This is a genomic window from Citrifermentans bremense R1, from assembly GCF_000426865.1.
GTDB classification, from domain to species: domain Bacteria; phylum Desulfobacterota; class Desulfuromonadia; order Geobacterales; family Geobacteraceae; genus Geomonas; species Geomonas bremensis.
This window is the reverse complement of sequence record NZ_KE384581.1, coordinates 168559-182654: the sequence shown is the minus strand read 5'-3', so window position 1 is coordinate 182654 and position 14096 is coordinate 168559. Positions and strand designations below refer to the sequence as shown.

Genomic DNA, 14096 nt, shown 5'->3' with positions numbered 1-14096 from the left:
CCTCTCCTTACTCTTCTATCTGAATCTCCCGGATATGCGGCTTTTCCCCTTTGCACCACGGGATGACCACGGTGAGCAGCCCCCGCCGGTAGCGTGCCGAGACCCGCTCCAGATCGGCTCCCGGCGGGAGTTCGATCGCCCGGCAGAAGCGGCCGGCAGAGCGCTCAAGGCAGCTGTAGTTGACGCCGGAAAGGGCACCCTCGCGGGTGGAGCCTTCCACGACCAAGGTGGAGCAGCAGATACTCAGGGAGATGTCCTGCACGTCGCAGCCGGGAAGTTCCGCCTCGACCACGAAGGAACTGTCCGTCTCGTAGATATCCACCAGGGGGGAGTGCTCCTTCTCGCTGAACCCTTCCCGCCCTTCCAGCGTGGAGAGATAACGAAAGATCTCGTCCATCTGCTGGCGGAACAGCCCCAGCCACTCCAACGGTTCTTTGGGAATCACCGCCATTACGCCCCTCAAGGCAGCCGGACGCCCCTGGTGACAGGGCGTTCTCCGGGCCTTTAGCACATACAAAAAGACCGGCCCCCGTGGTGGCCACGGCTGACCGGGTGCAGAAGATTTAACCATCTTTATCATGAAAGTCAAGGTAATCCGCCCTAACCTAATACCCCCCCACTGTTTGCAAGGGTTTCCAGGCGCAAAGCTCCGTCATCGTTAATGATTGGCGTTTTGCAATTGAATTTAATAGTGCCGCTGTGTATAATCCGCCAACCGCACGGGGCCCCCTGCGTCCCCGCAGCGCCCGGCACCGCTTGCCGGGAGTACGTCGGCGCCAGCTTCGGGTGCCTTCCCCACAACATATAAGACAAAAGGGCCATACATGAAAAGATATGCAGCGCTATCCTCGCTTCTTGCGGTGACCCTGTTCTCCACCGGATTCAACTGGCCGTTTCCTTCGGGCAACGCCTGCCGCGACGCCAAGCGCATCATCATCGAGCTCTCCCCGCAAGCGGGCGAGCAGAAAAGGAAGGAAGCCGAGAAACGGGTGGCAGAACTCTGCCCGACCGGACCTGCCGGACACTACCTTAAGGGGCTCACCTTCGAGAGAAGCGGCAATGTCGACGCCGCCATAAGCGAGTACCGCGAGACCCTCTCCCTCGACCCCGAATTCTACCCCGCCAGCGGAAACCTGGGCCTTTTGCACCTGCAGAAGGGTGCCGGCGAGGAAGCTGCCGTGGAGCTTGCCGCAGGGCTTAAGACCGGCGACCCCCGCTACCATGCAGGGCTCGCCCGGGTCATGGCGGACAAGCAGATGCACCTCCTCGCCATCTTCCACTACAACGAGGCCATTGCCGCTTTCTCCGACGACGCGGCGCTTTACACCGGCATCGCTGCATCCTACAACGCGGCGGGGCAGAAGCAGAAGGCCGAGGACGCCTACCGCAGGGCCCTGGTCTTGCAGCCCGAAAACGCGCAGGCCCGCTTTGGCCTTGGCACCCTTCTCTTGGAGCGTGGCGAGGCGGACAAGGCGGTCGGCGAGTTGAAGCTCGCGGCCATCGCCCAGCCGGCCAACAAGGAGATACACCGGCTCTTAGCCGAGGCATATGCCCGCAAGGGCGACGCGAAGAGCGCCGACTACGAGCGGGGGCTCGCCGGCATCGGCTCGAAGCAGAAGGAACTTCCCAAGGTAGACCACATGGCGCTGGCTGAAAAGCACCGCCTCGCTAAAGAGTACGAGATGGCCATCAGCGAGTACCGGCTGCGGGTGGCCGAGGAGCCCGACGACGCGGTGGCCCAGCAGCGCCTGGGCGACACCCTGCTCGCGGTGGGACGCGAGGACGAAGCGATGTCGTACTACCGCGACGCGCTGAGAAACAAGGGGGAAAACCCCGAGCTCCATTTCAACCTTGCCGGGATCTACGAGCGCAAGGCGCTCTTGGACGAGGCGGTGGTCGAGTACCGCCAGGTACTGGCATCGAGCCCCGACAAGCAGCAGGCGCGGCAGCGCCTGGCCGACATCTACACCCTGCGCGGCAGCTTCAACCAGGCCCTCGAACAGTACCAGGCGCTCATCAAGACGAACCCCGCCGACCCGGCGCTGCAGCTGAAGCTTGCGCGCGCCTACGTCAACAGCAAGGAGATCGACGCTGCGGCCGGGGCCTACCAGGCAGCCCTCAAGCTGGACGGCGAGTCGGTGGACGCCCACCGCGAGCTCGCCAACCTGCAGAGAAAAAGAAACATGATCGACGAGGCGGCCGTCGAATACCAGGAAGTGCTCAGGCTGAAAAAGGACGACCAGGAAGTCCGCACCGCCCTCACCGCCATCTATGTCAAGAACAAGAACTACGATGCCCTGGCCAAGCTCCTGAAGGACGGAGTGGATCTCTCCCCCAACGATCCCAACGCGCACTACAAGCTAGGTCTCGTCTACGAATTCCAGAAAGATTACGACGCGGCCACCGCCCAATACAAGGAGGCGGTGACCCTGAAGCCCGACCACGCCAAGGCCCTGAACGCCATGGGACGGGTCCAGATGAAGGACGGCCACATCGCCGAGGCAAAGGAGTCGCTCGAAGCGGCGAGGAAGGCGGACCCCGACCTGGAAGAAGCCCAGGTTCTTTTGAGCAACATCAAGGACGAGTTCAACCCCGAGCCCAGGAGCTACCGCAAGCACAAGTCCTCCAACGGGAGCAAGGCCAAAGGGAAGAAGGGGAAAAAAGGGAAGGAAGCGAAGAAATCCAAGAAGGACAGCGCCGACAAGCCTGCCAAGAAGTCCAAGAAGAAAAAGTCCAAGAAGAAGAGCAAGGAAGATTAAATAAAGGGGGACGGGCTACTTTTCAGTGTCCCCGTTTTCTGCGGCGCAACCAGACGCACAACGAGAAAAGGCCGGGGGTATATCCCCCGGCCTTTTCCGTCTGTTCGCCCAGATGTATGAATTTTTACTAGGACTCTTCCGCGGGGAGCGGGATGATGGCCACCTTGGTCACCCCCGAACCGAGAAAACCCAGTTTCCTTGCCGCAGCGCGTGACAGATCGATGAACGGTACGCTTTTCTTGCGGCAGCGGTCGTTGATCACAACCGTGACTTCCTTATCGTTGGCGAGGTTCCTGACCCGAACCCTGGTCCCCAGCGGGAGGCTGTGATGGGCGGCGGTCATCTTTTCAGGATGATACCTTTCCCCGGACGTGGTCCGCCTCCCGTGGAACTTGCTGGCATAGTACGACGCTATGCCCACCAGTTTGTTCACCACCGATTTTTGTTGCGGTTCTACTTTTTCAACAGATGCCTCTACAGCGGGTTTTTCTACTTGTTCTACAGCCAGCAGGGGAAGCGTGTGGATCGGGAAGAGCATCAAGACGAACGCGCAAATGCGTGCCGTCCTGCCGCTCCGCTCGGGTGATGCCATGCGCACCTCCTTTGTTGGGCGAGGCTCTCGTATAGCACGCCCCCGGCCTCAAGTCAAGCTCCCAGGAGCCCGCAGCGCTCTAACCTGCCGAGTTGCCGACGGTTTCTAATTAGCAGCAGAAACCTCTGTTGCCGCTTCTGGCGCCTCATGGCCGGTCCTGCGCCGTATGCTTGTGGTGTCGTTAATGATCACCACTTCCCGCGCCGAGCCGTCGACTTCGGCGTTCGGAAAGGCATGGCGCTTCACCACGAACCATTTGCCAGTTTCCTTGTGCAGCAACTCCAGGTCCGGCGATTCGAGGTGCGCCCCCAGGCCGTGCTCTTTAAGGAACGCTTCGCAGTCCCTCCCCACGATGTCGCGGTGCGCCTTGCCGGTGAAGGTCTCCACGGCGCGATTGAACCTGCGGATCTTGCCGAACTGGTCGGCGAGGATGAACATGTCGCTGATGCAGTCCATGATCTCCTCCCACTCGCGGCGGATCACCTCCATCTGGTGGAAGACGTTCTTCAGCTCCTCGTGCTTCATGTAGAGGCGGGCGTCGCTCTCCAGAAGCTCCTTCTCCATCTGCCTCTGGTCCGTCACGTCGCGGGATATGGCGATCAGGCAGGCTTCCCCGTCGTACTCGATGACGTCCGCAGACCAGATCATCTCCCGGACCTCCCCCGATTTCACCCGGAAGCGGACATCCAGGTTGCGTACGTGCTCGTGCTGGTTCAAAAGCTTCAGCATCACCATGCGCGCATCGGGGTCTGCCCAAAGCCCGACCTCGGTTGAACTCTTGCCAATCACCTCGTCTCGCGAGTACCCGGTGATCACCTGGAACGCCTCGTTGACGTCGATGTAGGTTCCGTCCGCGGCTCGGGTGATGACGATCGAGTCGGGGCTTGCGTGGAAAGCCTTGGAGAACTTCTCCTCAGAGCTCTTTAGCGCCTCTTCCGCTTCGATGCGCCAAGTGATGTCCTGGTTGGTTCCCACCATGTGCAGCGGGTTCCCCTGGGCGTCGTAGGTCACCTCGGCGCTGGCCGAGAGGGTGCGCACGGCGCCACTTGGGAGCAAGATACGGTAGTCGATCTGATAGGGCTTGCTGTTGTAGATGGCGTCGTTTGTCGAACGAACCACGCGCTCCAGGTCCTGCGGGTGCACCACCTGCAGGAACCAGTCATACGTGGGGGTGAATCCGGCCGGGTCGAGCCCGAAAATGCGGTACATCTCCTCGGACCAGTTGAGCGAGTTGGTGCAGAGGTCCCAGTCCCAGTTACCCAGCCGGGCGATGCGCTGGGCGACGGCGAGGGTGGCCCGGCTCTTCCTGAGCTCCTCCTCGGCCTCCTTGTTCGCGCTGATATCGAGCAGCGACAGCACAGCCTGTTCGGTTCCCTCGACGGGCGCCCAGTTACCGGCCATGCTGCGCTGCGTGCCGGTTTTATCCTCCAGCAGCGCCTCGAAGGTGCGGCGCTGTGCGCCCGCGCTCCGGTCGAGCACGCCTCCCTCCGGGCTTTTGACGAAGTCGGTCCAGACCCTTTTCCCTTCGATCTCGCTGCGGCTGAACCCGCTGGCCGCCTCGAAGCCGCGGTTCACCGTCTGCAGCATCCCTCCAGGCTCAATGATGGCCATCGCTGTCCCGGTGTTCTCGAAGATCGCCCGGTACCTCGCCTCGGATGCCTCCAGCATCTCCTGCGAGCGCCTGCGCACCGTGATGTCCCTAGCCACGTAGAGCACAGTCTCCACATCCTGCTGCGTTTCGCCCACCGGGTGAATGGAGACCTCTTCGTAGCAGGTGCCGCCATCCGCCGCGCGGTAGCTGATCTCGAAGCTGACCGGGGCGGCGCCGCCGGCGCAGGCCGCGAGCTGCCCCAGCACCTGGTCCGTGAGACCGTTGCGGGCAAGGAGTTCGGGAAAGCTTCCGGCCGACTGAGCATCCTTCAGCGCGTATTTCTGCACGAAAACGCTGTTGGCGTCGGAGACGGAGAGGGTGTCGGTCTTGATCACGCAGATGGCGTCGCGGGAGGAGCCGAAGAAGATTTTGGAGAGATCGTCGGAATGCCGCAGGGCCGTTTCCACCTTGCGCCCCTTCTCCCAGAGCGTGAAAAGCCCGGTGAATAAGATCCCGGCCAGCGAAGCGTAGAATATGCGCAGGGATATCTCGAACGGCTCGGGGTCCAGTAGCTGGTCGAAGAACGACCTCCTCCCGAACACATAGGCGTCGACGAGCGTGTCCCCGAGCCAGAACAGCAAGGAGAGACCGGCGGCCAATAGCCCCTGCCGCTTCCATTTCAACGTCTTTAACATCCGAACCAACCTCCAGGCAGCCAGTGCTGCCGCTTGCACGTATCGACAGCGAAAAAGGATAACTTTAGCGTTTCCCTCCAGCCGGAATCAGATCAGCAGCGGCTCCCGCAGGGGAGGAATGATCCCCGCCGCCTCGGCGCGCCCTAGCAGAAGCCGCACTGCGGCCTCTCCTTCTCTCCCCAGCCCGCGGGAAAAGTCGTTCACGTAGAGGCCGATATGGGCGTCGCAGACCTCGTCGCTCATCTCCTGCGAGTGTGCCCTGATGTAGGGTCGCGCTTGCGCCGGGTATTTGAAGGCGCACTCCACGCTCGCGGCGATCGCCTGCTCCAGCGCCAGGAGGGTCTCACTCCCCAGGTCGCGCCGGGCCGCGATCCCTCCCAACGGGATGGGATGCCCGGTCTCCTCTTCCCACCACTGCCCCAGGTCCAGGATCTTCTGCAGGCCATGCCCCTGGTAGGTGAAACGGGACTCGTGAATGATGACGCCGGCGGCCACCGAGCCGTCGGCTACCGCCGCCATGATCTTGTCGAAGGGGAGGTAGACGAAGTCGGAAAGGGACGGGTTGAAGAGCCTCAAGAGCAGCGCCGCGGTGGTGTAGCGCCCGGGGAGGGCGATCCTCTTGCCGGAAAGGCTTGCCGCGTCGAGCTTCTCGCGCGCCACCAGCAAGGGGCCGCAGCCGCGCCCCAGCGCCCCGCCGCTTCTCAGGAGCAGATAGTCGTCCAGGATGTGGCCAAGCAGGTGGTAGGAAACCTTGGAGACGTCCAGCGTTGCCGAGAGCGCCATCCGGTTCAGCGTCTCCACGTCCTCCAGCCGCTCCTTGAAGGCGTAGCCGCATTCCACCCGCCCGTGGACCAGCGCGTCGAAGATGAAGGTATCGTTGGGACAGGGAGAGAATCCCAGCGACAGTATCGGAGACGAATTTTTCTCTATCTGCTCGGTATCAAAAGTGTTCATTCTGGCATTGCTCCATCTGTTCTCTGTCATAGGTCTGACTATCGGATGAATCTGAACTTTTTAATATACTGTTTCTATGGCGGGAGTGCAAGAGAAGGTTGCATTTTTTCTGCGGTGGTTTAAGTCAAGTCATACGGTGGCTGCTGGGGTTTGACTGTGCGGGGAGGCCGGAAGCCGTGCCTGATGTGGTCACACAGATAGCGGCAGGTGCTCCAGATAGTCCAGGAGGAATTTCTGCGCCTGGGAGACGGCGAGCTTCAGGTCCCAGCGCGAGAGGTCGCGGTCCTCGACCATATTGCTGATGCCGCGCACTTCGAGGAACGGGACCGCGTATGGAAGTGCCGCCTGCGCCACTGCTCCCCCCTCCATGTTCTCGCAGACCCCCGGGAAGCGGCGCAAAAGCTCCTGTCCCTGGAGGGCGCTCCCGCTGCAGGTGGAGACGGTGAGGAAGGGACCGCAGACAACGCCATGCCCGAGCTCCCGGGCGCGCGCCTCTGCCCCGCGGGCCAGGTCCAGGTCCAGCGGCACGGTATTGAAGATCCGCTTCCCATCCCCCTGGAATACGGGGATGCCGATCAGCTCCAGGCTCTTCCACCCGTCCGGGGTCTGCACCCCCTCGTCCGCGAGGGTCTCGCTCTGAGCTATCGCCAGGTCCCCTACGCCGAGGCCGCAGCCGGGGAACGCGCCCCCGCACCCTGTGTTGATCAGCAGCTCAGCGCCGAAGCGCTCCAGCAGCAGCGTGGTCGCGGCCGCCGCGTTCACCTTGCCGATGCCGGTTACGGCGATGACCAGCTCCGCTCCGCGATAGCTGGCGCGATAGACCCGCAGGTGGCCGACGCCGGTAACGGCGACGGCGGAGGTGCCGGCGATGAGCTCCGAGAGTTCCAAGGTGGTCGATGCGGTTACGATGACTGGCTTCATGCGTTTTCTCCGAAGACTGCTCGATGGGCTCCGGCAGTGTAGCACAGCAGCGAAGCGGACAGCAACTACCGGAGCCGGCGGCGTCAAAGATCTGTCTCGCGTCAAAAACGGGGGCGGTTTCGCGGGGCGATTCCGACAGTTGACGCCGGCTCATGGAAGCGCTTCCCGAAAAAAGGACGCAACAGGCAGAGGTTATGGAACAGGGAACCGCTCCAGGCGCAGCGGCACAGCTCTTGCTGACACTGCAGACGCACTGATTAGAAAGGGCGCGCCAAGAGATTAATTAATCTTTCTTTCGCCCCCATGCCGAAGGGGGCGGCAAGGCGTCCACGTAGCGTCCGGAGGCGCGATCGCGCCCCCTTTTTTGTTGCATAACTCAAAGCCATCTAATATATTCGCACAGCTTCAACTACTCAGCAGACAAAGGGTCTTTCATGCCGCGCTGGATTCTCCCCCTCAACATATCGCTTGGCCTTGCGCTCATCGCGGTCTCGGCACTTATCGCCGCGGACCTGCTCAGCTTCAAGATCTCCGGGCTTTATCCCAGGACGGCCCAGAAGCAGGCGCAAACGGCGGCCCAGGCCCCCGGCGACAGCCAGGACCTGCTCGCTTTCGCGCCGATCCTGGAGCGCGGGCTCTTCGGCAAGGCAACCCAGGGGAAGCTCAGCGCCATCCTGCAGCCGGCAGCGGCTCCGGGGCAGGCGGCAGTAGCCGTCGCCCCGTCGGTCGGGGACCTCACCCTGCTGGGAACGGCCGTCGGCTCCTTCCGGGAAAGTTTCGCCCTGGTGCAGAAGGGTTCCACCCGCGAGGAACGGGTGTTCCGGCTGGGAGAGACGGTGTTTTCCGCAGGCCCGCTCGTTTCGGTGAAAAAGGACGTGGCTGAGATCCTCATCGGCGGCAAGAGGGTGAAGATCCTGACGCCTACCGCGGCAGCCGCAGCAGCGGCGCAACCGGCACCCGCCCTCCCCGCCGCCCCCGCCGGGGGGCTCGCCTCGCCGACCGGATCCGGCAACTACGTCGTGGACCAACGCGCCTTGAACGCCGCGCTGGACAACATAGGGCAGGCCATGACCGACGCGCGCCTTTTGCCCAGCATGAAGGACGGGAAGGTCGAGGGGTTCCGCGCCTCCGAGGTGAAGCCGCAGGGGATCTTCGGGACCATCGGCATCAGAAACGGCGACGTGCTTTTAAGGATGAACGACTTCCCCATCGATTCCCCGGAGAAGGCGATCCAGTCCTTCGCCTCGCTCAAGGGGCAGAGCAGGATCAAGCTCGACCTGATCCGCGACGGGCAGCCGACTACTTTTAACTACGACATCAGGTAAAACAGAGATGAAGCAGATAAAGATAAAGATTGAGGAAAGGCAAGGCAAGACAGGGAGGAAGAGGTAAGCCAAGAATATCAGCGCCGAGGATGCCATGTACCGTGGCTTCAAGGACATGCCGGTTTGGCAACACGCGATGGCTGTGGCCGAGCAGGTTTACTCTGCCACGGAACACCTTCCTAAGAAAGAAGATTACGGATTGACTTCCCAGATTAGACGGTCGGCCTTGAGCATATCAGCCATCATAGCCGAAGCTTATGGTAGAAAGCATCTCCTTGACAAGGTCAACTTTTATTATCATGCACGTGGCTCTTTAACCGAAACACAAAGCCACCTCGAATATTCCAAAAGGGTCGGTTACCTTAAAAGCGAAGAAGCGGATTCACTCGATGACCGCCTTTCTCAGCTGTACCAGGAAATCAACAAAATTGTATTGGCACTGAAGGAAATGCATTCCGATTAGTCTTTATCTTTATCTCTATCTTTATCTGCCTTTATCTGCCTTTGTGGGGGGGTTTTCTTGAAAAGAAGATGTGCGCGCATCACAGCCATGCTCATGTTCCTGCTCGCCGCACCGACCCTGGTGTTCGCCAAGGGTGTGGTGCTGAACTTCACCGACGTGGATATCGCCACCATGGTGAAATTCGTCAGCGACCTGACCGGGAAGAACTTCATCATGGACGACAGGGTGAAGGGAAAGATCTCGGTGTTCTCCCCGGCGAAGCTCTCCAACGAGGAGGCGTACAACGTCTTCACCTCGGTCCTCGAACTCAAGGGGTTCACCGTGGTACCGGCGGGAAAGGTGCTGAAGATCGTCCCCACGTCCAGCGCCAGACAGTCGGGGATGAGGATCCTCTTCGACGGTGAACGCTCCGTAGTGAACGACAGCTACCAGGCCAGGGTGATCCAGCTGGAGCACGTCGCCCCACAGGACGCGGTGACCTTCCTGCAGCCGCTGGTCTCCAAGGACGGCCAGATCTCCGCCTTCGGCGCGGCGAACATGATCCTCGTGGTCGACTCAGCATTCAACATCCAGAAGGTGCTGGGGATCCTCAAGCACATCGACACGGATCAGGTGCGCGAGGGTGCCGAACTCGTCTTCCTCAAAAACGCGGCCGCCGAAAGCGTGGCGACCCTGGTCAAGGACTGGATGAGCGGCAAGTCCTCCAAGGGGGGAGCCCCCGGCACGGCTGCCGCCACCACCGCATCCTCGACCGTAGTGCCCGACAACAGGCTGAACGCGCTGATCATCTTCGGCAGCGACAAGGACAAGGCGGACGTGAAGAAGCTGATCGCGCTCATCGACGTGGTCCCCCCCACCACCAGCAGCAAGGTCAACGTCTACTACCTGGAAAACGCCGAGGCCGCCGAGGTCGCCAAGGTGCTGGATGGCCTACTCAAAGGTACGGCGGCCACGCCGGCGCCCGCTGCGGGCGCTGCCGCGACGGCTCCGCAACAGACCATCTTCGAGGGTGGGAAGATCACCATCACCCCCGACAAGTCAACGAACTCGCTTGTCATCATGGCCTCCCCCACCGATTACCAGAACCTCTTGCAGGTGATCCAGAAGCTGGACCGCCGCAGCCGCCAGGTCTTCGTGCAGGCGATGATCGCCGAGGTTTCCGCCAACAAGGCGAAGGAACTCGGCCTGCAATGGGGGGTGATAGCCGGAGCCTCCAACGGCACGCTCTCTACCGTCGGAACCTTCGATCCCTTCGGCGCCGTAGCCGGCCTCACCGGAGCCTTGACCCTCGCCAAAGACCTTGGTCTGGCACCGGACGCCGGCGTGGCCCTGTTCCCCGCAACGCTCAAGGCGCTGCAGAGTAACGGCGCGCTGAACGTCCTGTCCACCCCCAACATCATGACCAGCGACAACAAGGAAGCCGAGATCTTCGTGGGCGAGAACGTCCCCTTCCTCTCCGGCACCAACCTCACCTCCACCGGCCTCTCGCAGCAGTCGATCGAGAGGAAAGACACCGGTATCATCCTGAAGATCAAGCCCCAGATCAGCGAGGGCGAGTACATAAAGCTCGACATCTACCAGGAAATCTCCGCGGTGAAGGATTTCGGCACCGCCACGAACCCCAACCTCGGAAGCACCAAGCGCTCGGCCAAGACCTCCGTGGTGGTGAAGAACACCGACACGGTCATCATCGGCGGACTGATTCAGGACACGGACCAGGTTACGGAAAGCAAGATCCCGCTTCTGGGCGACATCCCGCTCCTGGGATGGCTTTTCAAGACCAAGAAGACCACCCGGGACAAGACCAACCTGCTGATCATGCTCACCCCGCGCATAATCAAGGACGCGCGCGACATGGCCGAGGTTTCCGTCAACCAGAGAAACGCCTTCAGCGACGCGGTGAAGACCAGCGAGCCGATCAACCTGGAGCAGGCTCTCAAGGAAAAGCCCAAATCGGTGACCGAGGACAAGCCCTAAGGCCGGTGCGGAGCTAATCCTCCCACCGCAACCGGCAGCAGCCAAACCCAAGCGAACAGGCCCAACATGGCAGAAAGCTTAGACATAGAAGAAATAGCGACACGGCTCGGCCTTCCCTACCAGGCCGAGATCGACGACACCAAGGTAGACGGGGCGCTGGTGAACCGGGTCCCGCTCAACTTCGCCCGCAACAACCTGCTGCTCCCGCTGCACGAGGAGGACGGCTCCATCGTCGCTGCCAGCGCCGATCCGGCGAACCTCCTGGCGCTGGACGAGATGGCCGGGCTCTTCTCGCAGCCGGTCTCCGTAGTCGCAGTCCCGCGCCCGGCTCTTCTGGACGCGGTGAACCGCCTCTACTCCCGCCTCTCCGGCTCCGCCCAGGAGGTGGTCGAGGAACTCGAAGGGGAAGAGCTCTCCACCCTCGCCACCACCTTCAACGAACCGCGCGACCTGATGGAGCTGACCGACGAGGCGCCGGTGATCCGGCTTCTGAACTCGATCCTGTTCCAGGCGGTTAAGGAGCGCGCGAGCGACATCCACATCGAGCCCTTCGAGCGCGAGCTCGAGGTCCGCTTCCGGATCGACGGCCTTTTGTACAAGATGCTCTCCCCCCCCAAGGTGATCCAGGAGGCGCTCACCTCCCGCGTGAAGATCATGTCCGGGCTCAATATCGCCGAGAAGAGGCTGCCGCAGGACGGGCGCATCAGGGTCAAGGTGGCCGGGCGCGACGTCGACATCCGCGTGTCGCTCATCCCCACCTTCTTCGGGGAGCGCGTGGTATTGAGGCTTTTGGACAAGCAGCGCGGCGTCCTCTCCCTGAAGGAAATCGGGCTTTCCGACGGCAACGACCGGCTCATGGACCGGCTCTTGTCGAGAACCAGCGGCATCATCCTGGTGACGGGACCTACCGGCAGCGGCAAGACCACCACGCTCTACGCGGCCCTCTCCCAGATCAACTCGCCGGAGAAGAACATCATCACCGTCGAGGACCCGATCGAGTACCAGTTGAAGGGTGTGGGGCAGATCCAAGTCAACCCGAAGATCGAACTCACCTTCGCCGCGGGGCTTCGCTCCATCTTGAGGCAGGACCCGGACATCGTCATGATCGGCGAGATCCGCGACGCCGAGACCGCCGAGATCGCCATGCAGGCCTCGCTCACCGGCCACCTGGTCCTCTCTACGCTGCACACAAACGACGCCGCCACCGCGGTGACCCGCCTGATCGACATGGGGATCGAGCCGTTCATGGTCGCCTCTTCGCTCTCCGCGGTACTCGCGCAGCGGCTGGTCCGCGTCATCTGCCCGCACTGCAAGGAATCCTATGTCCCGGACAGAAGCTACCCCGGCGTCGAACTCCCGCCGCTTCTGTACCGGGGCCGCGGCTGCGATAAGTGCTTCAACCTGGGGACCATCGGGCGGGTCGGCATCTACGAGCTTCTCCCCATCGACGCCGAACTCTGCTCCATGATCATCCGGCAGGCCTCCTCCGGCGCCATCAAGGAATACGCCGTCTCCAAGGGGATGCGCACCCTGCGCGAGGACGGCCTCGCCAAGGCAGCCCAGGGGATCACCACCATCGAGGAGGTCCTGAGGGTGACCCAGGACGACTATGCCGACCTTTCGCTATAGCGCCTTCAACCAGAAAGGGGCCGAGGTCTCCGGGACCGTGGATGCCGCCGGCGAAACTGAGGCGCGGCTGCAACTGAAGCAGAAGGGGCTCTACGCCAAGGAGATCGCCCCCGCCGTGGAAGGTGGGAAGCGGAAGTTCTTCAGCTCCGGCGTCAGCGTTCCCGACCTCTCGCTCGCAACCCGCAGGCTGGCGACGCTCCTGGGAAGCGCCGTCCCGGTTTACGAGGCGGTGGCGACGCTTTGGGAGCAGGAAGCGCCGGGCGAACTGAAAAAGGTATTAGGGCGGGTGCGGGACCGGCTCGCCGAGGGGCAGGGGCTGGCGCAGTCGATGGCCGCCGAGCCGGCCGTCTTCTCCGAGAGCTACATCGGCATGGTCGCGGCCGGAGAGGCAAGCGGCGCACTGGAAGTGGTGCTGGAGCGGCTGGCCGAGTTCCAGGAGGATCAGGCCGAGGTGAGGAGCCGGGTCATCACCGCGCTCATCTACCCCGCCATCATGGTGGTGGTGGGAACGGCGGTCATGCTGGTGCTCCTGGGGTTCGTGGTCCCCAAGATATCCGCCGTCTTCGAGACCAACAAGGCGACCCTTCCCATGGTGACCATCATCCTCATCAAGGCAAGCGCCCTGGTGAGGAAGGGGTGGTGGCTCCTTTTGGCCGCGGCGTTCGCACTCTGGACCGGGTACAAGCGGCTGATCAAGAGCGAGGAACTGGTGCGAAAGCGCGACCGCCTGATTTTGAAGCTCCCCGTGGCGGGGCAGCTCTGGCAGCGCCTGGTGCTGTCGCGTTTCGCCAAGGTGCTGGGGCTGTTGCTGCAAAGCGGGGTCCCCATCATAAGAGCGATGGACATAACCGGCGAGGCGGTGGTGAACCGGGAGTACAAGGCGTTCCTGGCCGAGGCCAGGGAGAGCCTGATGCAGGGGGGGAGCCTCTCGGCGTCGCTCAAGGCGAGTCCGCTCTTCCCGCCGCTTTTGACCCACATGACCGCAGTAGGAGAGAAGAGCGGCGAGCTGGACGGGATGCTCATCAAGGCAGGTGACGCCTTCCAGAAGGAGTTCAACGCCACGGTGACGAGGTCCATGGCGATGCTGGAGCCGCTCCTCATCTTGGGGATGGGGCTCACCATCGGCTTCATGGTCATAGCGGTGCTGCTCCCCATCATGCAGCTCAATCAGCTGGTCAAATGAGTGACGG

Annotated in this window: 11 protein-coding genes; 6 read left to right on the top strand and 5 right to left on the bottom strand. The window is 62.1% G+C overall.

Annotated features, from left to right (window positions below):
• Positions 1-7: 7 nt before the first annotated feature.
• Positions 8-451, bottom strand: coding sequence for an Hsp20/alpha crystallin family protein (locus K419_RS0119745; RefSeq protein WP_026843049.1), 444 nt, complete (start codon positions 449-451; stop codon positions 8-10).
• 373 nt (positions 452-824) lie between these two features.
• On the opposite strand from K419_RS0119745, the gene K419_RS0119740 reads away from it, so the two are divergent.
• Entirely contained in the window at positions 825-2759 is a 1935-nt protein-coding gene (locus tag K419_RS0119740) for a tetratricopeptide repeat protein (RefSeq protein ID WP_026843048.1), read from the top strand.
• Positions 2760-2886: 127 nt separating this feature from the next.
• Here the strand turns inward: K419_RS0119740 and K419_RS0119735 are convergent, their stop codons facing one another.
• From K419_RS0119735 to mqnB, 4 genes are all read right to left on the bottom strand, one after another.
• Positions 2887-3351 carry a septal ring lytic transglycosylase RlpA family protein gene (locus tag K419_RS0119735; RefSeq protein WP_026843047.1) on the bottom strand — a complete coding sequence of 155 codons (465 nt, stop codon included), beginning with the start codon at positions 3349-3351 and terminating at the stop codon, positions 2887-2889.
• 105 nt (positions 3352-3456) lie between these two features.
• Positions 3457-5637 carry a PAS domain S-box protein gene (locus K419_RS0119730; RefSeq protein ID WP_026843046.1) on the bottom strand — a complete coding sequence of 727 codons (2181 nt, stop codon included), beginning with the start codon at positions 5635-5637 and terminating at the stop codon, positions 3457-3459.
• 87 nt (positions 5638-5724) lie between these two features.
• Positions 5725-6591 carry a 1,4-dihydroxy-6-naphthoate synthase gene (locus tag K419_RS0119725; protein WP_035497645.1) on the bottom strand — a complete coding sequence of 289 codons (867 nt, stop codon included), beginning with the start codon at positions 6589-6591 and terminating at the stop codon, positions 5725-5727.
• Positions 6592-6780: 189 nt separating this feature from the next.
• Positions 6781-7512: a futalosine hydrolase gene (gene mqnB, locus K419_RS0119720; protein ID WP_026843044.1), complete on the bottom strand. Its 732-nt coding sequence runs from the start codon at positions 7510-7512 to the stop codon at positions 6781-6783.
• Positions 7513-7946: 434 nt separating this feature from the next.
• Between mqnB and gspC the strand changes: the two genes are divergently transcribed.
• From gspC to gspF, 5 genes are all read left to right on the top strand, one after another.
• Positions 7947-8837 carry a type II secretion system protein GspC gene (gene gspC, locus K419_RS0119715; RefSeq protein WP_026843043.1) on the top strand — a complete coding sequence of 297 codons (891 nt, stop codon included), beginning with the start codon at positions 7947-7949 and terminating at the stop codon, positions 8835-8837.
• Between the two features lie 94 nt (positions 8838-8931).
• Positions 8932-9300 (top strand): four helix bundle protein, encoded by a 369-nt coding sequence (locus tag K419_RS0119710; protein WP_026843042.1) that lies wholly within the window; start codon positions 8932-8934, stop codon positions 9298-9300.
• 87 nt (positions 9301-9387) lie between these two features.
• Entirely contained in the window at positions 9388-11277 is a 1890-nt protein-coding gene (gene gspD, locus K419_RS0119705; RefSeq protein WP_226377749.1) for a type II secretion system secretin GspD, read from the top strand.
• 66 nt (positions 11278-11343) lie between these two features.
• Complete coding sequence (gene gspE, locus K419_RS0119700) at positions 11344-12906, top strand: type II secretion system ATPase GspE (RefSeq protein ID WP_026843040.1); 1563 nt, start codon at positions 11344-11346, stop codon at positions 12904-12906.
• Entirely contained in the window at positions 12887-14089 is a 1203-nt protein-coding gene (gene gspF / locus K419_RS0119695) for a type II secretion system inner membrane protein GspF (protein WP_026843039.1), read from the top strand. Before gspE ends, gspF begins: the two co-directional genes overlap by 20 nt.
• The last annotated feature ends 7 nt before the right edge of the window (positions 14090-14096 follow it).

Bases quoted from the DNA above. Each gene is read 5' to 3' on its own strand.
- K419_RS0119710 (WP_026843042.1), top strand. From the start codon at position 8,932: ATGTACCGTGGCTTCAAGGACATGCCGGTTTGGCAACACGCGATGGCT.
- K419_RS0119735 (WP_026843047.1), bottom strand. From the start codon at position 3,351: ATGGCATCACCCGAGCGGAGCGGCAGGACGGCACGCATTTGCGCGTTC.
- gspC (WP_026843043.1), top strand. From the start codon at position 7,947: ATGCCGCGCTGGATTCTCCCCCTCAACATATCGCTTGGCCTTGCGCTC.
- gspE (WP_026843040.1), top strand. From the start codon at position 11,344: ATGGCAGAAAGCTTAGACATAGAAGAAATAGCGACACGGCTCGGCCTT.
- gspF (WP_026843039.1), top strand. From the start codon at position 12,887: ATGCCGACCTTTCGCTATAGCGCCTTCAACCAGAAAGGGGCCGAGGTC.
- K419_RS0119725 (WP_035497645.1), bottom strand. From the start codon at position 6,591: ATGAACACTTTTGATACCGAGCAGATAGAGAAAAATTCGTCTCCGATA.
- K419_RS0119745 (WP_026843049.1), bottom strand. From the start codon at position 451: ATGGCGGTGATTCCCAAAGAACCGTTGGAGTGGCTGGGGCTGTTCCGC.
- mqnB (WP_026843044.1), bottom strand. From the start codon at position 7,512: ATGAAGCCAGTCATCGTAACCGCATCGACCACCTTGGAACTCTCGGAG.
- gspD (WP_226377749.1), top strand. From the start codon at position 9,388: ATGCTCATGTTCCTGCTCGCCGCACCGACCCTGGTGTTCGCCAAGGGT.
- K419_RS0119730 (WP_026843046.1), bottom strand. From the start codon at position 5,637: ATGTTAAAGACGTTGAAATGGAAGCGGCAGGGGCTATTGGCCGCCGGT.
- K419_RS0119740 (WP_026843048.1), top strand. From the start codon at position 825: ATGAAAAGATATGCAGCGCTATCCTCGCTTCTTGCGGTGACCCTGTTC.